Source organism: Nostoc sp. UIC 10607 (genome assembly GCF_047228265.1).
GTDB lineage: Bacteria > Cyanobacteriota > Cyanobacteriia > Cyanobacteriales > Nostocaceae > Nostoc > Nostoc foliaceum_A.
In genome coordinates, this window is the sequence record NZ_JBIQNW010000062.1 from 1 (window position 1) to 24,540 (window position 24,540).

The 24,540-nt window shown below is 42.1% G+C and carries 25 protein-coding genes and 1 pseudogene; 6 read left to right on the forward strand and 20 right to left on the reverse strand.

Annotated elements, in window-relative coordinates; all coding sequences use genetic code 11:
* Positions 1-197 precede the first annotated feature (197 nt).
* The 6 genes from ACEYW6_RS29895 to ACEYW6_RS29920 form a co-directional block, all read right to left on the reverse strand.
* Positions 198-3,206 carry a type I restriction endonuclease subunit R gene (locus tag ACEYW6_RS29895; protein WP_412982623.1) on the reverse strand — a complete coding sequence of 1,003 codons (3,009 nt, stop codon included), beginning with the start codon at positions 3,204-3,206 and terminating at the stop codon, positions 198-200.
* Entirely contained in the window at positions 3,203-4,201 is a 999-nt protein-coding gene (locus ACEYW6_RS29900; RefSeq protein ID WP_412982624.1) for a hypothetical protein, read from the reverse strand. Before ACEYW6_RS29900 ends, ACEYW6_RS29895 begins: the two co-directional genes overlap by 4 nt.
* On the reverse strand, positions 4,198-5,514 hold the full coding sequence (locus ACEYW6_RS29905; RefSeq protein WP_412982625.1) for a restriction endonuclease subunit S: 1,317 nt from the start codon (positions 5,512-5,514) through the stop codon (positions 4,198-4,200). The genes ACEYW6_RS29900 and ACEYW6_RS29905 overlap by 4 nt, the downstream gene beginning before the upstream one ends.
* Positions 5,511-7,577, reverse strand: a complete 2,067-nt coding sequence (locus ACEYW6_RS29910; RefSeq protein ID WP_412982626.1) for a type I restriction-modification system subunit M — start codon at positions 7,575-7,577, stop codon at positions 5,511-5,513. Before ACEYW6_RS29910 ends, ACEYW6_RS29905 begins: the two co-directional genes overlap by 4 nt.
* Positions 7,578-8,035: 458 nt before the next feature.
* Positions 8,036-8,668: a hypothetical protein gene (locus tag ACEYW6_RS29915; protein ID WP_412982627.1), complete on the reverse strand. Its 633-nt coding sequence runs from the start codon at positions 8,666-8,668 to the stop codon at positions 8,036-8,038.
* Positions 8,661-9,290 carry a ParA family protein gene (locus ACEYW6_RS29920; RefSeq protein ID WP_412982628.1) on the reverse strand — a complete coding sequence of 210 codons (630 nt, stop codon included), beginning with the start codon at positions 9,288-9,290 and terminating at the stop codon, positions 8,661-8,663. Before ACEYW6_RS29920 ends, ACEYW6_RS29915 begins: the two co-directional genes overlap by 8 nt.
* A 59-nt stretch (positions 9,291-9,349) precedes the next feature.
* Between ACEYW6_RS29920 and ACEYW6_RS29925 the strand changes: the two genes are divergently transcribed.
* Complete coding sequence (locus ACEYW6_RS29925) at positions 9,350-9,559, forward strand: hypothetical protein (RefSeq protein ID WP_412982629.1); 210 nt, start codon at positions 9,350-9,352, stop codon at positions 9,557-9,559.
* Between the two features lie 192 nt (positions 9,560-9,751).
* Positions 9,752-11,905, forward strand: a complete 2,154-nt coding sequence (locus ACEYW6_RS29930) for an NACHT domain-containing protein (RefSeq protein WP_412982630.1) — start codon at positions 9,752-9,754, stop codon at positions 11,903-11,905.
* A 60-nt stretch (positions 11,906-11,965) separates the two neighbouring features.
* Here ACEYW6_RS29930 and ACEYW6_RS29935 read toward each other — a convergent pair whose 3' ends face one another.
* The 13 genes from ACEYW6_RS29935 to ACEYW6_RS29995 form a co-directional block, all read right to left on the reverse strand.
* The gene (locus ACEYW6_RS29935; RefSeq protein ID WP_412982631.1) at positions 11,966-12,559 is read right to left on the reverse strand and encodes a tyrosine-type recombinase/integrase; all 594 of its coding nucleotides are present in this window, start codon (positions 12,557-12,559) and stop codon (positions 11,966-11,968) included.
* A 96-nt stretch (positions 12,560-12,655) separates the two neighbouring features.
* On the reverse strand, positions 12,656-12,805 hold the full coding sequence (locus ACEYW6_RS29940; protein WP_412982632.1) for a hypothetical protein: 150 nt from the start codon (positions 12,803-12,805) through the stop codon (positions 12,656-12,658).
* Between the two features lie 49 nt (positions 12,806-12,854).
* A complete protein-coding gene (locus tag ACEYW6_RS29945; RefSeq protein WP_412982633.1) occupies positions 12,855-13,271 on the reverse strand; it encodes a putative toxin-antitoxin system toxin component, PIN family in 417 nt (138 codons plus the stop codon).
* Positions 13,258-13,533, reverse strand: coding sequence for a hypothetical protein (locus tag ACEYW6_RS29950; RefSeq protein ID WP_179077033.1), 276 nt, complete (start codon positions 13,531-13,533; stop codon positions 13,258-13,260). Before ACEYW6_RS29950 ends, ACEYW6_RS29945 begins: the two co-directional genes overlap by 14 nt.
* A gap of 171 nt (positions 13,534-13,704) precedes the next feature.
* Positions 13,705-13,911, reverse strand: a complete 207-nt coding sequence (locus ACEYW6_RS29955) for a hypothetical protein (protein WP_114085451.1) — start codon at positions 13,909-13,911, stop codon at positions 13,705-13,707.
* 51 nt (positions 13,912-13,962) lie between these two features.
* Positions 13,963-14,169: a hypothetical protein gene (locus ACEYW6_RS29960; protein WP_094346557.1), complete on the reverse strand. Its 207-nt coding sequence runs from the start codon at positions 14,167-14,169 to the stop codon at positions 13,963-13,965.
* Positions 14,170-14,238: 69 nt separating this feature from the next.
* Positions 14,239-15,693, reverse strand: coding sequence for a hypothetical protein (locus ACEYW6_RS29965; RefSeq protein ID WP_412982634.1), 1,455 nt, complete (start codon positions 15,691-15,693; stop codon positions 14,239-14,241).
* On the reverse strand, positions 15,690-16,271 hold the full coding sequence (locus tag ACEYW6_RS29970) for a hypothetical protein (protein WP_412982635.1): 582 nt from the start codon (positions 16,269-16,271) through the stop codon (positions 15,690-15,692). Before ACEYW6_RS29970 ends, ACEYW6_RS29965 begins: the two co-directional genes overlap by 4 nt.
* Positions 16,272-16,338: 67 nt before the next feature.
* Complete coding sequence (locus ACEYW6_RS29975; RefSeq protein WP_412982636.1) at positions 16,339-16,986, reverse strand: hypothetical protein; 648 nt, start codon at positions 16,984-16,986, stop codon at positions 16,339-16,341.
* A 128-nt stretch (positions 16,987-17,114) separates the two neighbouring features.
* Positions 17,115-17,765 carry a hypothetical protein gene (locus tag ACEYW6_RS29980; RefSeq protein ID WP_412982637.1) on the reverse strand — a complete coding sequence of 217 codons (651 nt, stop codon included), beginning with the start codon at positions 17,763-17,765 and terminating at the stop codon, positions 17,115-17,117.
* A gap of 12 nt (positions 17,766-17,777) precedes the next feature.
* Positions 17,778-18,287, reverse strand: a complete 510-nt coding sequence (locus ACEYW6_RS29985; RefSeq protein WP_412982638.1) for a hypothetical protein — start codon at positions 18,285-18,287, stop codon at positions 17,778-17,780.
* Between the two features lie 569 nt (positions 18,288-18,856).
* Positions 18,857-19,369 carry a hypothetical protein gene (locus tag ACEYW6_RS29990; RefSeq protein ID WP_412982639.1) on the reverse strand — a complete coding sequence of 171 codons (513 nt, stop codon included), beginning with the start codon at positions 19,367-19,369 and terminating at the stop codon, positions 18,857-18,859.
* The gene (locus ACEYW6_RS29995; protein ID WP_073642923.1) at positions 19,339-19,605 is read right to left on the reverse strand and encodes a hypothetical protein; all 267 of its coding nucleotides are present in this window, start codon (positions 19,603-19,605) and stop codon (positions 19,339-19,341) included. Before ACEYW6_RS29995 ends, ACEYW6_RS29990 begins: the two co-directional genes overlap by 31 nt.
* Before the next feature lie 300 nt (positions 19,606-19,905).
* On the opposite strand from ACEYW6_RS29995, the gene ACEYW6_RS30000 reads away from it, so the two are divergent.
* The 4 genes from ACEYW6_RS30000 (at position 19,906) to dnaB (ending at position 23,305) form a co-directional block, all read left to right on the forward strand.
* Positions 19,906-20,112: a ribbon-helix-helix domain-containing protein gene (locus ACEYW6_RS30000; RefSeq protein ID WP_242065072.1), complete on the forward strand. Its 207-nt coding sequence runs from the start codon at positions 19,906-19,908 to the stop codon at positions 20,110-20,112.
* Position 20,113: 1 nt separating this feature from the next.
* Positions 20,114-20,257, forward strand: coding sequence for a hypothetical protein (locus tag ACEYW6_RS30005; RefSeq protein ID WP_190937646.1), 144 nt, complete (start codon positions 20,114-20,116; stop codon positions 20,255-20,257).
* Positions 20,258-20,478: 221 nt separating this feature from the next.
* On the forward strand, positions 20,479-21,738 hold the full coding sequence (locus ACEYW6_RS30010; protein ID WP_412982640.1) for a hypothetical protein: 1,260 nt from the start codon (positions 20,479-20,481) through the stop codon (positions 21,736-21,738).
* A gap of 178 nt (positions 21,739-21,916) precedes the next feature.
* The gene (dnaB, locus tag ACEYW6_RS30015) at positions 21,917-23,305 is read left to right on the forward strand and encodes a replicative DNA helicase (protein WP_412982641.1); all 1,389 of its coding nucleotides are present in this window, start codon (positions 21,917-21,919) and stop codon (positions 23,303-23,305) included.
* A gap of 152 nt (positions 23,306-23,457) precedes the next feature.
* Here dnaB and ACEYW6_RS30020 read toward each other — a convergent pair.
* Positions 23,458-24,540 (reverse strand): annotated as a pseudogene (locus ACEYW6_RS30020) (hypothetical protein); the annotation flags it as partial.

A 24,540-nucleotide genomic window follows, 5' to 3' on the forward strand; every position in this document is an offset into this window, starting at 1 on the left:
GGCGAGGCTGGTTAAAATTACACGACCTTTGTGAAGGCTGGCAGCTTGCAAAAGAGACTTAACGGGAAAAGTCAGCTTCTTTAACAGACGCTACACATAGCTGATTGTCATGCCCAGGGTTAAGGTTCCCCTCGTCACTCGCCTGAGAGCGCCTCACGAAGTTTACGGAGTGACGCGCAGTGCAGCACTGTCAGCTTTTAGCTAGCCTCTTGCGTTAACCTGTGATACACCTTTTCTAGTATCCAGTCCTTCACTGCTCCACCAAACTCCTTGTCATCTAGAATTTTTGCAAAGATATCTTGGTTCAAATCCATGCGCTCAATCAGCTTTGTCAGAAAAATATCCTCAAAACCATATCTAAAATTTTGAATTGAGTTACTTTTTGCTTGCTGTGATAGTGCTTCATCCTGAACCAATGCTTCCTCAAGTTGGCTAAAAAAGTATTTATCTGCTTCAGTAAAATCGGTGCGAAATCTTTGGTTGAGAATGTTGATAATTTCTGAGAGTTTAGCTTGTGTCTCTTTTTCTGTCGGTATGCCAGCTTCAGTTATCGGTTGCAGATATGATTCTACATTTTTTTCTACGACAATTCGACCTTCTCGGATTTTTTGTAATCGATAATATTGCAGTGCAACTTCATCAGTGAGCTTAAAAACTTCGCTTTGGCTACGTTTTGGTAACTTAGTTTGCAGGAGACGAGCAAAAGCATAGAATTTCTCTAGTTCTTCATCTGCAAACGGCATAATCTGTGACAAGAAAGCATATAATCGGATAAATGTAGTTAGACTATTTTTAAACTCATCTTGCTGTTCTTCGCTCAATCCCTTAAAACGATCTACAGCAGGATCAATTAGAGAATGAAGTCGGCTATGATCTCGTTTATTTATCTTATCTTGAGACTTAAAAAATATCTTTGCGAAAGCATCTACCTCACTAGACCAGATAATCTTATAGCTATCTAACCTATTTTTTAAGTCATATAGTTGGTTAGGATCTGTGGTGGATGCTAGTGTTGTTTGTTCATAATAAGGCTGGAAAGCATCAAGAATTTCTTGCTCTTCATTAGCAAAATCTAAAACAAAAGTATCCTCTTTTCCTGAACAAGTGCGATTCAAGCGGGATAAAGTTTGTACGGCTTTGACTCCAGAAAGTTTTTTATCTACGTACATGGTGTGTAACAATGGCTGGTCGAAACCAGTTTGATACTTGTCCGCGACAATCAGAAGTTGATATTCGGCAGTTTCAAACTTTTCGGGTAATTCCCGTTCACCAAAGCTATTAATGTCGTATTCTGTATATTTAATAGCCGTTTCTCTATCGGTAAAAGCGGTAAAAGCTACTAAAGCTTTAATATCTGCATAACCTTGTTTTTTTAAATAGTTGTCGAATTCTTCTTTATAGCGCACCACATGGGGGCGAGAAGCGGTAACTACCATTGCCTTGGCTTTTCCATCAATTTTATGCATGACGCATTGGCGAAAATGTTCGATAATCACTTCAGTTTTCTGAGCTAGGTTATGTGGATGCAGCGATAAAAACCTGGCTATAGATCGACTTGCTTTCTTTGTATTAATTTTAGGGTCATCTGCGATCGCTTTAGAAATTTGGAAGTAAGTTTTATAGGTTGTGTAATTCTGTAACACATCTATAATGAAACCTTCTTCAATTGCCTGCCGCATGGAATACAGATGAAAGGGTTCTGGTTTACTTTGGGCGTTCATGTGGCCAAAATACTCCAGGGTTTTTGGCTTTGGTGTGGCGGTGAAAGCAAAGAAGCTCAAATTCGGTTGTTTACCACGGACACGCATCTCTTTGCGGATATTGTCTTCAATATCATCTTCTTCATCAGCTATGCTTTCTTCTTGGGCTGAATGGCTGAGGTTATTGATGGAAAGGACTTCTTTCATTTTCTTGGATGCTTCGCCACTTTGAGAACTGTGGGCTTCATCCACTATTAGGGCGTAATTGCGTTTTGGTAGTTGGGTAATCTTGTTCTTTTCCAAGATTTCATGAATCTTATCTAAGACAAAGGGAAATTTCTGCAAGGTGGTAATGATGATATTAGTGCCAGAAACCAAAGCTTCAGCTAGTTGTGCAGAGTTTTTATCAATTTTTTGCACAACACCTTGCTTATGCTCAAATTGATAAATCGTGTCTTGCAGTTGCTGGTCTAGTACCCTTCTATCAGTGATGACGATGACTAAATCAAAAACTCGCTCATCTTGGTCGTTATATAAACTAGCAAGTTGATATGCTAACCAGGCAATGGAGTTACTTTTGCCACTACCAGCAGAATGCTGAATCAGGTAGTCGTGTCCTGTCCCCTTAACTTTGGCATCTGCGGTTAGTTTGCGAACAACATCCAATTGGTGAAACCGGGGAAAGATGAGGGTTTCTTTTTTGGCAGATTTGCCGTTGAGTTTAATGTTTTCTTGCTCTAGGTGCAAAAAACGACCCACAATGTCTAGCCAACTGTCTTTTGTCCAAATATCTTCCCAAAGGTAGGCGGTTTTGTAGCCGTTAGGGTTGGGTGGGTTGCCTGCACCTTTGTTGTAACCTTTGTTGAAGGGCAGGAAACGGGTGTTACTGCCATCAATGTGGGTCGTCATCCAGACTTCATCCGGGTCTACGGCAAAATGCACCAAAGCACGCCGCTTGAATTGAAATAACAAATCTCGGTTGTCCCGGTCTTGCATATACTGGCGCTTGGCTTTATCTATATCTTGTCCGGTAAACTGGTTTTTTAGTTCTATGGTGGCGACTGGCAAGCCATTGATACTCAATAGTAAATCTACTGAGTTTTCATGTTGGGAACTATAGCGCACCTGACGAGTTACGGTGAGGATGTTTTGGTCATAAAGTGCTAGGGTATCGGGGTTTAGACCACTGGCGGGTTTGAAGAATGCCAGTTTGAAGCGTACACCGTAGTCAGTGATGCCATAACGTAGTACGTCTAGCATCCCCCGTAACTCTAATTCTGCATAGAGCCTTTGAATGAACTTTGGCTCTACAGCCAAGCCGTGAATATCTGAAAGCTGTCGCCATGCTTCTGGTTGAGAAGTTTGAATAAATTGGAAAATGCTGGTTTTATCGAATGCCAACTCGCGGCTAAAGTTGAAAGCATCGCCTAATTGATAGCCGCCATTCTTAATTAGGGAGTCAACGATCGCAATTTCAAAAGCTCGTTCTGTCGTTTGGCTGGTCATGGCGCTGAACTCCCCTTACTTTTTATTTCCTCTATGAAATACTGGTAAGCCGCTTCACGGAATATGTAAATCAGTCGTTCACGGTCATTATCAAGAAGGTTTTCTTTCAAACTACCATCTACACCATAACAAGAACAAATAAAATCAAAGTCTTCTAGTTGACTGAATCTTTTTATGTCTTCAATGATATTGGGTAACTTGTCTTCAATTAGAATGAGTGTATCTGGATCAAAATATCGAACGTCTGGTTTACTGTGCGGATTAAAGCTTCTGCCCTGAAAGTGGGGTTTTCCTTCTCTTGATGGCCAATTTATACCAAAAAATTCTGAGGTTCCAGATTTATAAATTTTAGCAATTTGAATAGCTCCGTCTACGGTTCTAATAGCTTTATCTCTAGACATCTCTATTAGAATTTGTAGCGGTTCCATATCCATTTTATCATCTTGTTTATCGTTTTCATAGACTAACTTTTTATAATTTCTTGATGCCATATCACCTAGTTCTGCTGGATCACCTAAGAAAGTGTAAATACGATTTTTATTTGGTTCATCAGTACATTCTATGAATACAAATCCTTCGGCATCTTTTGAGTAATAGAGTTGCCAGATACGAAAACGGCTTTCTAGCCAACTCCACCCACCAAAAAGGAATTTAGCTCCGGCTCTCAGTTCATGAATATCTAGACCAGAAATTTCATTAATTATGGTGGATACTAATGAAGTAAACACTGAAGAAAGATAAATTAATACCTCTTCAACATCAGTGCGCGAACTTTGCAAACGTCTACTGAGCTTGATAGAAGAAATTAGATTCAAGATTAACGGATAAGCCCGACCTGTCTCACCTGCAAAGCAAATTAAACAATCTGTTCTAGGCAATTCAAATAATTTAATACCTTGATTCCATTTTTCTCCCCCAGTTAAGGAACTATCAGTTGCAAATACTAGCTCCTCAACATTATTTTTTTGTCGAATCCAGGCAACACAAAGAGTCATGCAGCCATCTCCTCTCTGACATCAATTTTGCCTGTTACTGCTGCTGTAATGACAGATTGGCGATATTCTTGGAGTTTTTCGATTTGTTCTCTAATTGTATCTACCACTTTATTAATAACTGCTGACTCTGAATCGATAAAATTGGCTATTTCAACTTGTTCTATTGCGCCTTGCATATCAGATGGAGGAATTGCTATGAACTGCTCTTTGATGTTTTCCGCATGAATATTTTTATTAGCACCACCATGTAGGGTGCTAATAAGCCCTTCTTTGAAAAACTGGGAGCTAAATACGAAACGAAGGAATTCTAAATTAACATTTTCAAATCTAAATCGAATGAGGTATGAGGCAAAAACAGAACGTTCAGGACTCCTAACTAAACCGAATCTTCCAATAGTTCCGCTACGAGCAAAGAGAAAGTCGCCTTTTTCCACTTTGAAAGCTCGCTCATCTTTTGAAGAAATAGTTACAAATGGCATATTCTCAAAAGAAACATTAGCAGAGTCATCAATGTCAGTAATTCTGACTAATTTCACTCCTTCATCAATATATGCTTGCTCAGTGTAATAGCCCTGCTTATGTTCTTGAGTAATTCGCCTGACACGAACTACTTCCCAGTGTTCAGGAATCTCACCAATCCACGGAATGCCGGAGTCTCTCATAAGGACGTTAAGGTTTAATCCTTTGGTTACAGCTTGGTTAATCAGGGCGGTGCGTTTTTCTTCGAGTAGTTGGATGAGGCGTTCTTTTTTGGTGATAAGGGTGTCGATTGCTGCGGTTTTACGGTCTAGAAAAGAGGCGATCGCGCTTTGCATATCAATTGGAGGAATTGCTATGAACTGCTCTTTGATATTTTCTGCATGAACATTTTTATTAGCACCACCATGTAGAGTACTAACGAGTTCTTCTCTGAAAAATTGAGAGCTAAATACGAAGCGAAGAAATTCTGAATTAACGTGCTTAAATCTAAACTGAATAAGATATGAGGCAAAAACAGAACGTTCAGAACTTCTCGCTAAACCAAACCGCCCAATTGTCCCACTACGAGCAAAGAGAAAATCTCCTTCTTTAACTTTGAAAGCTTGTTCATCTTTTGAGGAGATAGTAACAAATGGCATATTTTCAAAGGAGATATTAGCAGAATCATCAATGTCAGTAATTCTGACTAACTTTACGCCTTCATCAATATATGCTTGCTCAGTGTAATAGCCCTGCTTATGTTCTTGAGTAATTCGCCTGACACGAACTACTTCCCAGTGTTCAGGAAGTTTACCCAAAAATTTTAGTTCAGGATTTTCGATAGGTGAGGTCATTTAACCACCTCTTCCAACATCCCCCGAATATCCTCTTCTAAATCCTTAATCTCCTGCTCAATCTCCTCCAAAGGTCGTGGCGGCACATACTCATAAAAATGCCGCGTAAAGGGTATCTCATAACCAATCTTCGTCTTACTCTCATCAACCCACGCATCCGGCACATAGGGCAAAACTTCCTGCTTCATGTACTCATTAATATCTTTTTTCAACGGCACATTTTCATAGTCTCTCAAGTCGGAATCTGGTTCCGCTTTGCCATCTTTACCAGTGCAAATATCAGCAGTTTCATCTCGTTCAGCTAAAGTATTCAAAATAGCTTTCTTCACTAGCGCTGAAACTTTAACATCAGCTGCTTTAAATACAGCCGTCAAATCTGTTTCAAACTCATCACGATTTTTGTAGAAACGATCTGCACCCAAAGTCCGCAACGCTTCTTTAATGGATTCTTGTAACTGCTTCCCTTCCTCAATTTCTCGTAAAGCTACCCCACCCCGTTTTTTAGACTTAGCTAAATTCACAAACGCGGTTTCAGTTTCGAGCTTGGCTATGCGTTCCTCACTCACCTGAAAATTTAACCTTAGCGGACGTTCTACTGTGATGTGCCAATAGCCAAAGTCTTCGTTATCAAAAATCTTGCTAACAATGATATTCTGTTCTTTGCCATCTACTTCAAGTCTGCGTTTAGCATCCTGCTGAAACTCGCCATAAATCTGGGTAATTTCTGCGATTTGATTGGGCTTGCCATCTTCACCATCCCCAATTTCATTACGCTTATTTCCCAAGCTGCGGCTCATTTTTCTGTAATAATGAATGCTATTAACAAGCTGGATCTTGCCTTTACGCTCTGGGGCTTTGCAATTGGTGACAATCCAAATATATGTGGAAATTCCAGTGTTATAAAACAGTTGGTCTGGCATAGCCACAATGGCTTCTAGCATATCGTTTTCGATAATCCATTTACGAATATTACTTTCACTTGGAGAAAACAACGGTGAGCCGTTGAATACAATAGCAATTCGAGAACCGCCATTATTCCGCTTTATCTTAGAAATCATGTGTTGCAGGAACAAGAAAGAACCATCAGAAATCCTGGGTAAACCTGCTCCGAAGCGCCCATCAAATCCTTTCTTTTCATACTCATCTCTGACGTAGTTTTGCACCTTCTTCCATTCCACACCAAATGGCGGGTTAGACAACATATAGTCAAATGTTTCCTGTGCTAAACCATCAGTAGTGAAAGTATTTCCAAACTTAATATTGCTGATATTTTGACCTTTAATCAACATATCAGATTTACAAATTGCGTAAGATTCTGGGTTGATTTCCTGACCAAAAACCACAGGCTTGGAATCTTGATTAAGTTCTTTAATGTACTCTTCTGCCACAGAAAGCATACCACCAGTTCCACAAGCAGGGTCGTAGATGGTTTTCACAATACCTTTTTGGCTCAAAATATCTCTGTCATTCATAAACAGCAGGTTGACCATCAGCCGAATTACTTCACGCGGTGTAAAGTGTTCCCCTGCTGTTTCATTAGACAATTCTGAAAATTTGCGAATCAGCTCCTCAAAAATATAGCCCATCTCCATGCTGTCTACTTCATCCGGGTGGAGATTGATTTCCGCAAATTTTTTAACAATTAAAAATAGCAGGTTTGCTTCATCTAAACGATTAATTTGGTCATTAAAGTTAAAGTATTCAATGATTTCTCGTCCGGCAACAGAGAAGCCATTAATAAAGTTTTTTAGATTAGCAACTACATTATCTGGGTCTGCTTTGAGTTTTTGAAAGGTAAACTGGCTAATGTTGTGAAAAGTTACCCCAGCTTTTTGGTTGAGTAACGGCTCTGGATTCTTCAGATTTTTCATGGACTTTACTTTCGTTTCGTAAAAGTCCATCACTGCTGCCTTTGTTGGCTCTAGAACACAGTCCAATCGACGCAACACCGTGAACGGCAGTATGACTTTGCCATAGTCCGCTTGCTTATAATCTCCGCGTAAAAGTTCAGCAATACTCCAAATAAAACCTGCAAGCTTTCTTCCTTTTTCCGTTCGGGCCATTCAAAACTCCAAGGTAGACTCATCATCTGTAATATCTAGCAGCACCTAGCACAAGCGATTTACAGTCGTCTGGTGCAAGATGTATTCATAGTCAAATTCCACCAATAATCCTCTAACTAATCTGTCACTGCTGCCAAGTTTTCCATTACCAAGTAAACCATTATTAAGTCAAATCTCTCCTACCTAATGCGAGTTAGCGCCTGGTTTAACCCTTCACTGTGAATCCAACCGACAAACCCGCCGTAAATCATTCTGTCATGGCGATCGCCTTAAAAAACGTGAACAACGCCAACGGGGGTTTTTGAAGTTCTTACCACTGTCCCATCTCTAAGCCTCATGATGGGATGAGAACTCTTAAAATCGGGGTGAAATGAGCAGTAGAACAGAAACTTACGCTGTGGTGTGCAGGAGTCATGCCAGGGACACTCTTTAAACTTGTAAGTTACAAACTCCAAAACTTACAAGTTTAAAGAGCTTCGTAACTCTTCTTCCGTAGTACCTTGAAGCTCTGAAGCTTTACTAAGCAATAAATCTACTGCAACACGTATCAAAGTATTATCCGTAAGTCGCTCACCGCCCTTACTTCGTTTCATTCTGTTTAATTTTCGAGTTAGATCGGTAAGTGCGTCGATTTGATCCTGTCTTAATCGTGCTTCCTTACGCTCCAATTTTAAATACTTCGGTAGTTTGTTAGTCTGTAAGTTCATATCATTAGAAGTCTGTTGTTCTGTAACTTCTTCTACTAAGTCCGTTTTGTTTGAGGATTCAGGCAAACTTTGGGACTTTGTAACTTCCGAAGTCTGTAAGTCTGTAGTCTGCAAACTCTGTATTTCTGTAATTTTATTTACTTCGTTGCCCTTCTCCTCAATAGCAACTTGCAGAAAAGGAACAGACTCCGAAACATCCGAAATCTGTAAGTCTGTATCATTAAAAGTCTGTTGTTCTGTAACTTCTTCTACTGAATCCGTTTTGCTCGAAGTTTCCAACAAACTTACAGGATTTGTAACTTCCGAAGTCTGTAAGCCTGGGTCTCTTACTTTTTGAGTTTCTTCTTGAACAAGATCAGATAAACGACGACGTGCTTTAGCCATTAGTATTTACCTCTCTAAGAAGCTCATCAGCAATACGTCGGTAATCCCCTTCGGCTTCACGAGCTACTTTTGTGCGAACTTTAGTAATTGGTACACCATCAAGAGCAGCTTGTTCATGAATAGCGTAAGCCCTTACAAACCCGTTAAATGCTGGAATACCTGCTTGCATTAGTGCCTGTTGAGCATCAAGTGCCTTACCCAAACTACGAGGATCAACACGGGTTAATAGAACGCGAAACTTAACTTTTGCTGGCATGATCGTTGCCTGTACAGTTTCAATCAGCGCTTGAAGATCCATTGGGGCTGGGGGAGATGGCAGCAAAACAAAATCAGCAGCATCAATAGTAATCTTAAGTGCGTCAAAGTGGAGCGCCGGAGGAGTGTCCACGATGACAAAATCAAACCCTTGCACCTTTTTAAGTTTTAACAACTCATTCGTGCGTGTTTCCTTGGCTATTTCAAAATCTCGCTCATTCCGCTCTGTCCACCAAGTAGCAGACCCTTGAGGATCTGCATCTACCAACAATACTTTTGATTTCTCAGCGAGAATGGCTGCTAAGTTGACGCTAGTCGTTGTCTTAGCTGACCCTCCCTTTCCGTTTACAACAGCAATAATACGCACATTTTGACTCCGTAACTGAAAAATGTCTGTAAGTTTGGTTATTTGTAACTCTGTAAGTAATGAAAATACAAACTTACAGAGTTCGTATCAATAATACGCCGCATTTAGAGGATTTTCTGAAACTACGCCAGGGCACTTTAATAGCGGCGATGGCTGCGCCCAAGTCTGCGGCGATCGCAGTTGGACTGTTAGCCGTGCAGAAATTGAACCGAAGAACAAAGCCCTTGAAAGCTGTAAATCCCAACGCCAAAGTTGAAGAAGATGCCTGAACTCCAGAATAACTATTGGACTTGATTGAGCAGAAAGGGGACGAGGTTCCAGAGGTATTGGCAGTCTTACGGCGTTCATGATGTATCAATTCACCAATGCTAAAAAACTATTGCCTGAAATTGTCATAACGGAACTTAAAGCCAAGTAACACAACAATGCTTTAAATTTTAAATATATTTATTGGTAATCCTATGACAGGAATGGAACCTTGGGCAATATCAGTTGTTAGCGGTATAGCAGTTCCTATTTTTCAGTCACTTTTGACAGGTGGCGGCAGGGTTATGGGAATGTTAGGACACAAGTTGGAAAAAGCAATTTTTAGTGCATCAAAGCAGTATGTTCAAAACTACGAAGAACGACACGGTATTCTCAAAGTTTTGGGAATGCGTGAACCTGTTAAGTTAGAATCGGTCTATACAGCAGTTCAATTTTTAGATAATGATGCCATCCGTAGTTTTGAATCTATCGAAAACCTAGAAAAATTTTATCGCCAAGCTAATAGCCGCAGGTTTAATTCTCAAGATAGCCCTAAACAAGCAGGAATTAAAGTTGCTAATGATAAGCAATTTTTGATGGTACTGGGTGCCCCTGGTGCTGGCAAGTCTACATTTCTACGGAAGATGGCACTGGAAGCGCTCAAAGGTAAAAAAGGAGAATTTAAGCACGCCCGTATTCCCGTTTTTCTAGAATTGAAAATATTTGAATCGAGTGATATCGATATAGAAAAAATTATTACTGAAGAGTTTCATATTTGTCGTTTTCCAGAGCCTGATAAATTTACAGCAAAAGCTTTAGAATCAGGTCAGTTACTAATTTTACTAGATGGGTTGGATGAAGTACCCACAAAAAAATTAAATGAGGCGATTAGTAGAATTCAAAACTTTGTTGATACTTACGATAAAAATCGCTTTATTGCCTCGTGTCGCACTGCGGCTTATCGCAGTAGTTTTCGCCGCTTTAGCGATGTAGCAATGGCAGATTTTGATGATGCCCAGATTCAGCAATTTATTTATAACTGGTTTCATTCCGAAGCAGATAAACAGGCGAAGACAGGCGATAATTGTTGGGAGTTGCTACAAAAGCCAGAACATTTTGCTGCTAAAGAATTGGCACACACGCCTTTATTGTTAACATTCCTGTGTTTAGTATATGACCGTTCCCAAAACTTTCCTGATAATCGTAGTGTTCTTTACCGCAAAGCACTGCGGATATTGCTAGAAGAATGGGCATCAGAAAAGCGAATTAACCGAGAGGAAATATATCAAGGACTGCATACAGAATTAGAAGAAATACTCCTCTCAGAGATTGCTTACACAAATTTCGAGTCTGACAGACTGTTCTTTTCTCAGCGTGATGTTGTTCAACAAATTAAAGCATTTTTGGCAAGTAATTTGAATGCACCTCAACATTTAAATGGTGAAGCAGTTCTGGACGCTATAGCTATTCAACAAGGGATTTTGGTAGAACGAGCAGAGGATGTATTTTCTTTCTCTCATTTGACGCTACAGGAATATTTGACAGCGCAACACATTATTGATATTGATGACCCTCGTAAATTTGAAAAATTAGTTACTGAACACTTGACAGATAAACGCTGGAATGAGGTGTTTTTATTGGTAGCTGGATTAATACGGGGTGGTGCAGATGATTTGCTGTTGCTGATGGAAAAAGAAGCACAGAAGTACATCAACACCCCAAAGTTGCAAGCATTATTAAACTGGGCAGAACAGGTAACAGTTGGTTCAGCAGGTAATTTTAAACCTGTACGTAAACGTGCAGATGCGATCGCAAGGGCCTACGCCAACGCCATCGCCATTGCCAACGCCATCGCCAATGCCTACACCAACGCCATCACCAGTACTAAGACCTACGCCAGCATCAAGACCTACGCCAACGCCATCGCCAATGCCAACGCCAATGCTATCGCCAACGCCAATGCCATCACCAATGCCATCGCCATCGCCAACACCATCGCTATCGCCAACGCCAACGCCATCGCCATCGCCATCAAATATACTGATGAACTAAAAAAATCAGAAATCTTCAATAACCTCAACTTTACTGTGCTGATCGCCCAACTAGAAGCACTTAAAGCTACAATTCCTGATGATAAACAGCCCCATGAAGTGCGTCTGGCATTTGCTAAACACCTGCAACAAACCTTACTAAATGCTTTCAATCTCACCCTAGAAATGATCGATTTATCTGAGGAAGAAGCAAACGCACTAGAAAATTATCTCTACGCCAATCATCTCATTATCCAGTGCAAACAAGCGGCGGTGAGAGTGTTGCCCACAACCTGGGAAGGAATTGAGGCGCGGATGTTGTTAGTTCCGAGTAATTGAACAATTGGGCATCAAGCCTAATATCTTGCCAGCCAATGATATTAGTGAATTAAAATCCACTCAAAAAGGCTGCTCCCACTGCCAATCAAAATGCTCAAACCGCCTGGGATTCTCAGCAGTGTACCTCACTGTATTTTGAATCTGTTTATGCCCCAAGTAACTCTGAATATCCCTAGTTGAGCGATTCTGTTCCGCCAAAAAATAACCGCAACTATGCCTAAACATGTGCGGATGCACCTTAATCTGCAATCCAGCTTTTTCCGCCGCACGCTTCACAATCTTCTCAATCCCATCCACAGAAAGCGACTTCCCCCTCTCATTTGGGAAAACGAAATAACTATTGGCATAAATCCGCTTTAGCTGCCCCAACAAATCCACTTCATCCTGTTGCATCGGGTGATTCCCACTTTGACTCCCCTTGAGCCGCTTGATATAGATCACCTTTCGCTCTAACATGACTGCATCCCATTTCATCGTCGCTGCCTCCCCCGGTCGCAGCCCATGCCGAAATGACAGCAGTAGCAACGCCGGATCTCTAACCCTATGCCGACCCCGCTCCCCCGCCGCCTTAATCAAAATTTTCATTTCCTCCCAAGTCAAATACTCCCGGCTCCGATATTCATCATTATTCAAGCGCCGAAACTTTGGGTTCATTCTACTACTGTCCGATAAATGGATTATAAATCCGACAGTATTCATTCTCTCAAACACCTGCTACTTCGTGAACCACCCACCTCAATTAAGTCACGCTTATCTTTCATCTGCCAAAAAACTCTCTACAGAGAGCGATTGATAAAGCTGGCTTATATTAGTAGTCAGACACCCGGCGATATCAATACTGATATCAGTTACGTGCTGGGGTGAAAGCTTGGTTCCGTAGAAGTTGGAATGAGAAACCATAAATAACTTCCTTAACCAAACCGTATTATCGGGTGTAGGGTAACTCTTGCTACTTAGAAGCCAAAAATTCTTGAACAGTCAGAATTTCAATACCCCTCCAGGGGTTTAGCACCAGTAAATCATCATCTCCGGTAACAATACACTCTGCTTGACCACTGAGTGCTAATTCCAAATATTTGTTATCTTTTGGATCTCGGCATTCATTAATCTGCTCAGTCACGTCAATAAACTGAGCGTTTTCTGTTAAATCTTCTAGAAATTCTTGCCGCCTTTCTTTGGTAAGATACCTATCAAATTTGGGACGATATAAAACCTCTTCTAACTCCGATAAGACAGAACTTGATAATACGATAACGCCAATAATAGTAGCTTGCTCTAATGCCTGACGTGGCTTGCTTTGACTAAACAAAAATGCACTAATCAGCACATTAGTATCAAATACGAACCGTCGATTATTCGTCATCATTCAAAATCGATTCTAAGATTTCAGGCGTTAATCCTCGCTCTTGTGCTTCAAGGCTTGCTTTATCCATCGTGTTTCTTAAACGTGCAATCGCCTCAAGTCTTGGAGTTGTAAATTGAGACTGCATAATTGCCGCAATCTTAAGTTGCAATTGTTCCCGTTCTTCTTCGGTGGCATTGCGGTATGCCTCTGCTACCAAGGAGGGGACTTTGATGGTAATTTCTTCTTTAGTAATCATGGCCTGTTCGCTTCCATAATTTCTCATCTTTAATTATGTTACTTCCTTGGCTCAAGAGATTGACGGATTAAATAAGTTGCAGGTGCTTGACCTCAGACGCACATCGCCACTGCGTGGCTCGTTTGCCTCTTCCGGTCAAGCACCCGCTTAATAAATAATTGCTGAAGGGGTGAATAATCCTAGTTTAAAAAAGTATAGTCAAAGATAAGAATCCACAAGTTTACCCTGAGTTGACCACTTCTCATCTAGAAGGCGACAAGCGACATAAACAACATTTTGAGGATTGCGCTTGTGTCTTCCATTCGTACCCCAGGAACGAACAGTATAATCACCTTGATAACCTAAAACAAGTGCTAGCTCGTCGTAAGTTAACTGCCATTTTTTCTTAAATTCTATTGGGTGCATAGTATTCACCTATTTCAAGTAATTAATTAGCAGAGACGCGGATAGAAATTATCAAAGGTAAGAATCTATAACTTTCCCCTCAGCTGACCATTTTTCATCTAGAAGACGACAAGCTACATAAACCACTTTTTGAGGGTTGCGCTTGTGCCCTCCATTTATCCCCCAACAACGGACAGTGAAATCATTTTCGTAACCTAAAACGAGTGCTAAATCGTTGTAAGTTAATTGCCACTTTTTCTTAAATTCTATTGGGTGCATAAATATAAATCCCTCACTATTTTTAATCAACAAAGTTTTCCGGTTTTATGACTCACGAGAAATATTTATCTAATGAGCGCTAATAAATCTGAGCAAGCTATCAGGATAAAACCAGTCTGGAACTGTGACGCGCTTCGATTCAATCAGATTTCCGTCGTCATCATAAAGACCACTAATTTCAGCATGGTTTAGAGGTACGCGACCGTTCTTTGACTTGCGCTTGATTTGGATAGTTTCGCTTTGCCTTAAATCATTAAAACCCTCAGCATTGCCACTGGCGGCATTAGTAAAAGCATGAGAAATACAAACTAGATATTCGGCAGCCTTGCGAACGTCAGTAAGTGAATGTCTCACAAATCTTTTGACTGATTCTTTACAATCATCTTGCAGAGAAAGCTGTGTCAATTCATCCCAGAGTGTTTGAATAGGGGTATCGTTTTCTGTACGGTCGCTCCAACGTTGAACAGCTTCATTCATTGCCTCACCAATAGCTAAATAGTCGTTACGTTCGCCGATTAATTCTGGCTCTAAAGGTATCAACAACTTCCAAGCTTTAGCTCTGTTCTTATGTCCATGAGCGTCAACAATTGATGTGATATTCCAATCAAAAATCGCCTTCCTACACATAACAATTGATGCAGCAAAACTACTTTTACCACTACCTTGACCTCCTAGCACCCAAACTGGTTTTGTTGATTCGATGACATCCCATAGCCAGCCACCCTCATGATTTTTCAAGAGTTGAACTAATTCTTGGGCGCTCGTGCCTTGTGGAGCCTTAGCTTTTTCACTACTGGGATTGATGTTTTCTGCATCCGCTTTGCGCTTGTCTCTTCTGTTTTCAGCAATGGATTTGTCAGCTACAGAGTCAGCAACCGCGAACTGTTTTTTAGTGTTATCAAACTGTAAATCTTCAAGCTCTGACTGACGCTGGTACTGTTGCTGCAATTCCTCAAGAGAGATATAGCGTTCTTTGACTAACAAATTATCAGCGCGTCTGTCGATGTCCTTCTTATGCTTGTCCTTAATCCGCTCTGATTCATGTGACTGCAAATCGCGCTCAGTCCTAGTAATTAAACCTTGGCGCTTAATAGCTGTTTTAAAATATTCCAGACGTTGAAAACTTGACTCGTTATCAATCTCATCTTTGGCAGCCCAGCAGTAATAACCCATCCAAACAAAAGCAGGCGCGACTAATAACCACAGACTTGGATTCTCTGATGGAGCCAAATCTGACGTAATGAAAGCACCGTCAGGGAGAGACACAACATCATTAAACTGTCGTGACTTCCATACTTCTGTGAGCAATCTGTACTTGAAACGGCAGTATTTGTTATCAAGCGCCGATTGTGATTGTGTGGGTTTGCCAAAGTACTTCATTGTCCGTTTATTGGCGGTAGTAGGACAAAATCGCACTTCAGTAAATTGATAAGGGTGCGGTGTCTGCCCATAGTAATAAGCGCTGAAAAGCCCCAGAAGTAAAGCGGTGACAGCACCAATTTTCAGTAGGGGTTGAGCCTTCATGACTTGGATTTGTGGATGCCGTAAACAACACCACCTGCCACTAATGCACCCACCACAAACACAATAGTTTTGTCTGATTCTGGCAGACGGTTAAAATCTTCTACAGTTGCTTTGATGTTGTCGTAAGTCTTGTGTGAGTTCTGCATTGTGGTGTAAAAATCGCCGATAGCAGTCCACAAAATGAAACATCCGAATATTGTTTGAAAGAGAAATTTTATTGCCTTGTCCATGTCCGTAAAAACCCAGCCTTCAGGAGACTTATTTACGGTAAACTCCAATAAATCACGATTAACTATTTGATTAATTCCCAACACAATAGCGACCGCAGGCATTAGCCCCGCCGAGCCTGTAGCTATTACTAAATACTTAGCCAAGCAATAGGAAGTAACACCCCAGCCGCAAGATTCAATGCCTTTAAGAACAGCGCGACTGCGATTAAGCTTTTCAATTTCCTTCGCTTTGAATCTTCTAATAGCTTCTTGTTCATCCTGGGTAAACGCGGTATCAGGATAATCTTGATAGTCAAGTGATTTTTCGGTGTCCCCGTCTTGCAGTTCGGTGTTAAGTTCATCTAACATTGTTCTTACGACTAATTTTTATTTCCCCTACTGAGCGGTAACTTAGTAGGGGATTTTTAGATGCTGATTACTCGAAAATCGTAGAAACAGCAGTACGGAACGCTTGCACTAATTTGTTAGTGGTGAATGACTTACGAGGTACTAAATCAAGGTCTGAACCTTCGCCATAAGTCAGTAGGTGTTTTGCCTTTTCCGTTTCATAAGTCCTATCAGCGTCTAGCTGTGCCTTCACGGGTCGCGCTAACTGCGATTTAGCAGCTGCTAAATGGTCAACCTTACTCATGTGATAGTCGATGTAAGCTTTGAGCTTAACTAGGTCGATGCTTTCTCTGTAGCGCTGATTCTCTAGTGTGCGGTCGGTGGACAGCTTCAATCCGATTTCTGAGCGCTCATGACCGTACTTTAAATTTGCGATCGTTAAATCAGCACTGGCTTTATCAATGGCAATACCAGACGCACCAGCTTGCTTGTAAATCTCTGCAAGTCCTTTGTTGTACTCCTCAGTGCCCTTGATGAACGCTGACAGGTTATCTGTGATGTAGGGCATGATGGTTAAGATGCGCTCACCCTCGTTGCCCATTTCCCCTACTTTGGTCAGTGCGGCATCGTCACCATTAATGCAACCCATGATTAAGCTGTCTGCAACGCCTAATTTCTCAGCCCTCGCCTTCAGCTTTTTACCATGCTTGCCGACTAGATTCTTGATATGTTTCACGTTTTTGACTCCTGTATGTGCAACATTCCGTCATAAACCATTGAGAGAGGGGAGCCGCGAGTGCAATTAGTAACGGTATCCCCACAAGCCCAATCAACAAATGTTTGTAAGTGAGCTTGCCGGATGCCTTAATCGATAATTCCGGCGAAAGATAACGCGAGGTCTGCAAACTGGCTTTTGTAGTCCAGGGCGGTCGCCTCCATCGCTTGCTTGATTTGCGTCAGTTCACTGCCTGCAACATCATCCATCTCTGCGAGTGTCTGCCTGATTTCGTCGGCTTTGCGTCGGATTTTGGATACTTCTTGATTCTTGAATTCCCTTGCAAAGTGGACGAGGGCGTTAAAAATCGCCTCGTTCAACTCCTTTCTAGATGCAAAGGTGGAAGCAATAGACACTGTAATCTGTTTCACATCCGCCGCTTTGAGTTCAATTCCCGCGCCTTCTGCAATGTCTGCAACGAGTGCTTGCTTTTCCTGCTCAGTCAGCACAATCTGATTCTCTGATTCGGCAACTGTAAGCTGATTAGATTCAACTTCAGGCTGTGCATCTTTTGACCCTACTAGAAACGTTTCTTCAACGGGTTCATCAACTACAGTTAATCGGTTGGTTGCTTTTTCTCTGAGATAGTCAACGGCTTGACTCAATTGCTCTTTGGTGGGATTGTCAAGGTCATCGCACTCGACAGCGCTCGCTGCCGACGTATAATCGTCTTTAGTAAATCCTTGATAACCCTGTTTGTACAAACGAGCGCGGACATTGTTAGTAAACTTGTCAGACATGATGATTGCTCCTTAGAGGGCTAGTGTTAAAACTTCGATAGTTGCAGATTTAATCGGTTGTGAACGCTTGTTAATTGCCCATTTAGCAGCAATAAACGCAACAAGGGCTAAATCCTTGCAGTGGTAAATATTTTCAGCGCTGAAAGATAGTCCGGCTTTCTCAAACCAGTAGTAACGAGTGCTGCGTGGTACATCGTCAAGATTGATTTTTAAATAGTCTGCCAGCGCAACTAAAAAGCTCTTGCCGTTGTAGCTAGTGTCTAACTCATAGAAGTGCTTGAAAACTTGCCAGCGCTCATTAAATCCTTTGCTAGCGGGGGTTAGCGCACCGTAACGCCGCCGAATTCCTGCAAATGTCTCAACTATTTTTTGAGCCGAAGCTGATTCCACATCTAAGCTAAAACGCTGTTTGAGAAAAGCTACTACTCGATACCAAGTGATATCTGAAATTTCTTTACCCATCTCGCGCTGATAAATCTGTTTCAGGTGGCGATACTTCGCTGAATATACTTTTGTTGTCACACTACCTCCGTACTACTATTTAAGTTGGTCAAAAATTAACTGGACATCCGGTTATGCCAAGGTATTTGATATAGCCCTGAGTCTGATTCGAGGTATTTGATATAGTCCTGAGTCTGACGACTATCAATAACCTTGGAAAATTGATTTTGGACGGGCTTTACTAGCCAAGATTTATCGGCTATAACCACGTAATAACAAGGTTTGTCAGCTTTCAAGACATACTGACACTTTCTCGTTTACCCCCACGAATACGCCCCAGTCAGCCTAGTTAGAGCATTCATGTATGGAAAAAATTTCTCGCTTGGAGTTAGAACAAACTCAACTGTATTGAGTTCTTAGTTATCTCTGCTGTGTGCTGTTTATATAAGCTCGGCACTTCGTAGCAGCGTCTTAGCACTTTGTCCCGATTGAGCTTTAAGTCAGCGCTCTTAGACTGACGCGGTAAAGGACGGAAATAATATTGTGTGTGTTTGATACTATCGCTGCTATAGAGATAGCGATAGAGAGCGCCATCGATACTGTAGGTTTTGGATTTGCTTAGGAGGGTTACGCATCCTACAAGCTCTTTATCAATCATCATTTTTATCTCCCGCGACACACGCGCTCGTCAAGCTTGCACCCAGGAAGACCGCTATAGAGGCGATGGCGCTTCCTTCAAAAATCTTCGCGTTGTAAATCCATGTGGGTTGATATTGGTCGCCTCTACTTTCTTCAATGCGGTCAAACCCGTGACAAAAGATAGAACCAACTACCATAAAACTAGTAGTTAGTAAGCTCAGAATTGCTACTTCTGATGCTGCATCGAGTATGAATGAGTTAATCTTTTTACGCCAAGTCTTCACGCGGCGAATGTGCATTACTGGCTTTTGTTCTAGATATGAATGCCACTCTTCATTAGTAAAATTCAAGGGCTTGGAATCACAATAATCGTGTTCGTCAAGTAGTTCGCCCACTGCTTGTATTGCATCGCCTAGCATCACATCTGGAGAGTATTCTAGTTGTCTGAATTCTTCCGAATCTCGAATTTCTCTGAGCCAGCGATCTATTGCTTCTAACCTTCGTAATTGGTTTTGGTGGAGCATAAATCCTTATCCTTCTTTTTGTTTATTTCTGTGGACTTTGAATTGCTTACAAGCCCACTCAAAGCTGTAGTTGAGAGTGTCTGCAACCGCAAGCATTCCTCAAGATTCATTGCTTGCAGGATGCTTGCGTCTACAGTCTGTGTCCATCTTTTGAAAGCGACAGTTGCCCAAGTTCCATTGATTTCTGAGATTTGCCACCAAACTGAAAAAGGCAACTTTTTAATATCGATATCCATACTTGGTCTATGTAGTTTTCAAGGTTCAAACACGCACAATTACCACGACCGCAGATATAAAGCGGCCGCTATGCAGATGTGCTGATAAATAGCGAAAATTAGTGGTCAAAGTCAGCGCTTGCAAGCCTTGCAACCCTCGAAAGGAAGTCGCCTTAGCGTTTTGCACTTGGGTCTTACTTGCGTCTGCCTTAAGTTATTGACGTATCGATAACCTTGACACTAATATATTAATAGATAAGTTCTGAACTTGTCAACTAAGTTCGGAACTGCTTAGAACCAGCTGCTTTTTGACAAGTTTTGATGTTAACTGAAAATGTCGGAATATATCAGAACTTTTCTAATATAATGGCAACGTCAAAGGCAAAAGTAACTTTTACATGCAGTCCTGAGTTAAAAGAAAAACTACAAGAATGGGCGGACAGCGAAAGCCGAACGCTATCAAATTTAGTTGAACTGATCACCCAACAAGCAGTAACAAACCATGAAAACAAAGTGAGCAACAAGTAATATGATTAACGCTTACCAACCGGACATCACAGCACAACTAGACGATATAGACGAGCGCTTAGAACAATTGGGTGATGAATTAGACATTATCCCCACAATACAAAACGGTATGAGGCGGGAAGGCGCAAACAATCAACAGATTTAGCGTCTCTCATACACAAATCCCCACTAGTGGCAACTAGAGGGGATGCGTACCAGAGGAGACTGGATTTTCATTAATTTTTTTGTCATAACGCGGGTAACTCCGAACTGAAAATGTCCTGCAAGACTTTTCGGAACCGCGACCGCACTACTATAGTAATCAACTTTGCGGTCGCCGTGCAAGGAGTTATCCGAAATCAACACAAAATTTCGGAATGTTACAAAATGAAATCTCAAAGCGTAGACAGTGCGATCGCGAATCAGGCATTAGCAGCATATAGAGCAACCCACGGCTACGAACCTTCATTTACCAAGCTTTACTGGTGTGTGGCAAACAAAGTGGGTGTTTGCGAGGCTTTACTAATTCAAATCATTGAAAGCTGGTGTATTGCGAACGCGAAGAATAACAAGCGCGGATACTTACACAATGAGGAATGGTGGACTAGTGCTACTTACAGCGTATGGGCAGAAAGATATCCTTCACTGGGTACACAGAAAAGTATCCAAAAAAGGTTATTAGCTCTAGAAAAACTTGGTTATGTGATTGCCTGTCAGCCCAGGAAGAAAGAAGGCAGTAGCGCCAAATTCTATCGTGTGGATGCCGTCAAAGTAGGAGCATTGATTCTTCAGGGTCTATCCGTGGTCACTAATAGTGACGATGTAAATAATACGAGATTATCCGTGGTCACTAATAGTGACGATGTAAATAATACGAGATTATCCGTGGTCACTAATAGTGACGATGTAAATAATACGAGATTATCCGTGGTCACTAATAGTGATGGGGTAGTCACTAATAGTGATGGGGTAGTCACTATTAGTGATGTCCCACCCCCTTTAAAGTCAGTCGCAGAACAGCTTTCAGCGTCTTTATTAGATTACAGAAATAAATTACCTCAATCGATCACTGGAGAGACGGAGGAAAAAGAGGAAGAAGAAAGGAAAGAAACTGACCAAGAAAAAGCACTTCCAGATAATCACTACGCTCTTAAAAAAGAGAAAGTCTCTGCAACTAACGAGAAATCCACTCATGAGGATCTAAATTCCGGCGCGGCGCGTGAGAATCATTCTCAAATCTTGGTTTTCAGTGATGACCCAGTTAAAGAAGTGGATTTCCTGCTTTACTATCTGACCTATCAGCGATCGCAGAACAAAGACATTAACAACGTTGCCCCATACGTAGCCGCAGTGCTTTCTAAGAAAGATGAAGGTAGTACAGAGATATTTTGCTTATTTGAGCAATGGAAAGCGGGTTGCAGGAAATTAGAGCGCAAAATTAACAACTTTGCTGATGACCCCGCAGAAGTAGAGAAACAGCGCAAGAAGTATGATTTTCCCAGATGGGAGGCGCGGATGCACGATCACTACTACAGTATGCTCCAGTCAGAGGGACTATCTAAGTTTTGCAAGCATAAAGTATCTGCCAAATGGTACGAATGGGCAAGCGCCAAGTTTCCTGAAAGATTTGTAGATATTCCCGATTGACAAAGCCCTTTCAGGGCTGGGTGTAGGGTGTGGGGTTGAGGGTCAGAATTTAGCCCCATCCCAAGCGCTGCGACCTAATTGTGAAGAAATTTAATGGTTCCATCCCACACCCTACACCCTTCTTTTTTGCGGCTATCTGACTGTAAAAATTTAGACCTAATTGAAATCAAAGATTAATATGTACGCCAGTGACGACAACGTAATTCCTTTTGCCACGACAGCCAATAAGCTTCCACCACAGAGCATTGAATCTGAAGAGGCGATACTTGGGGGCATCTTGCTTGACCCAGTAGCCATAGAACGTGTCCGCGACATTTTGAAGCCGCATCACTTCTATATCAGCGCTCATGGTCGTATATACAACGCAGCCCTTCGACTTAATGCCCAAGAACTGCCCACAGATTTGTTGATGATCACGAATTATTTAGCTGATAATAGTTTATTAGAAATTATCGGCGGTCGAAACAAATTAGCATCGCTGGTTGACTCTACGGTATCAGCAGTTAACATTGATGCGCTGGCAGGTCTGGTTGTGGAAAAATGGAAGCGCCGGGAACTAGGTAGACTGGGAAACCTTGCAATCGAATTGCAGCACAAATCCAATGAAGAAACGCCCTTAGAGGAAGCCTTCTCACAATTACAGGACTTGATCTATGAGTTGCAGCGTTCCTCTGACACTGCGGGAGCCAGCCACATAAGAGATGTGATTGTTGATTTGTTTCAGGATATTGAAGACCGCAGCCAAGGTAAGGTATTACCTGGGATTCCCACGGGCTTTTATGATCTTGATGCAATGACTTGCGGATTCAACCGCAATGATTTAGTCATCGTTGCAGGTCGTCCGGCGATGGGGAAATCAGCGTTGGCGGCTCAGATAGCTTTTTATCTAGCGTCTGCATATCAGTTTCCAGTTGTCGTGTTCAGTCTGGAAATGTCAAAGCTACAGATTGCCATGCGTGCGCTTTCAGGTGAGGCTGGCATAGAAAGCGGCTACTTGAAAACTGGGCGCATCTCTAACAAACAATGGGAACCACTATCACAGGGCATCGGTACACTATCAGAGCTACCTGTTTATTTAGATGACCGTCCAGACCCATCACTGAGCTATATAGAATCTGAGTGTCGTAAAATCATGGCACAAGAGCGCCGTGATTTGGGGTTAATAGTTGTCGATTATCTGCAACTGATGGATGGTAACGGCGGGGGCAACAGAAACCATGAGATAGAAAAGCTCACACGCGGACTCAAGCGTTTAGCGATGAAGTTACAGACCCCTGTTATGTGTCTTTCACAACTATCAAGAGCAGTAGAAAACCGTAATAACAAACGCCCCATGCTCTCAGATTTACGTGACAGCGGCGGGATTGAGCAGGACGCGGACAAAGTAATCATGTTGTATCGTGACGAATATTACGACCAAAATACGCAAGAGAAAGGAATTGCAGAGATTATCCTTGCTAAAAACCGTGACGGGGCTACAGGCACAATCCAACTACTGTTTGATGCACACTTAACAAAATTTAAGAACATGGTGCGATCTCCGTCAGCACAAAGCGGCTGGGATTAAAAGCATGGTCAGAGAAACGTTGCTTAACCAGCATGGTTAAGCAACACGAGTGTTGCCCTAACTTACTTTGAATATGAAAGCCTGACTTCTCAAGCCTTTTGAGAGCCAATGCTGACTATCGCTATTGCTCGGTCGATGCTCTAACTTTACCTTTAGTGCCACCATCGTGCCACATCCTGGATAGCACAATTAACTTCTGCCATTGCTTTATGACCACCTAGCGCAAAGATTGTTGGAAGTATTGCTTGCATATCTTGCAGCAAATCCTTTCGAGTGCGGAGTGATAGCCTGTGAAGTGAATCTTGCCATAAATGAAAAAGTTGGGATTGTGGCATTTGGGCCAGTTTGTCAGCTAATGCACTCAGGGTTTTGGCGCGACTATAGTCAGGCTGAATTTCTCTGGCGGTAGCGAGTGCCTCTGGTAATAATTCCGGTGGCAGTTTGTCAGCTAAGGCACTCAGGGCTTTGGCGCGATTATGCTCAGACTTAATTTCTCTAACGGCGATGAGTGCCTCTGGTAATACTGTTGGTAGTTTGTCAGCTAAGGCACTCAGGGCTTTGGCGCGACTATAGTCAGGCTGAATTTCTCTGGCGGTAGCGAGTGCATCTGGTAATAATTCCGGTGGCAGTTTGTTCGCCAAGGCACTCAGAGCAATGACGCGATGTCTCTCAGACTGAATTTCTCTGGTGGCAGCAAGTGCCTCTGGTAATAATTGGGGTGGCAGTTTGTTAGCTAAGGCACTCAGGGTTTTGGCGCGATGATGCTCAGACTGAATTTCTCTAGCGGCAGCAAGTGCCTCTGGTAATAATTGGGGTGGCAGTTTGTTAGCTAAGGCACTCAGAGCATTGGCGCGATGATACTCAGACTGAATTTCTCTAGCGGCAGCGAGTGCCTCTGGTAATACTGATGGCAGTTTGTCAGCTAAGGCAATCAGAGCATTGGCGCGATGTCTCTCAGACTGAATTTCTCTGGCGGCGGCGAGTGCCTCTGGTAATACTGATGGCAGTTTGTCAGCTAAGGCACTCAGAGCTTTAGCGCGATTCTCCCCAGACTGAATTTCTCTGGCAGCAGCAAGTCTCTCTGGTAATAATTGGGGTGGCAGTTTGTCAGCTAAGGCACTCAGGGCATCGACGTAATCCTCCCTAGACTGAATTCCTCTGGTGGCAGCAAGTGCCTCTGCGAATAATTCCGATGGCAGTTTGTCAGCTAAGGCACTCAGAGCTTTAGCGCGATT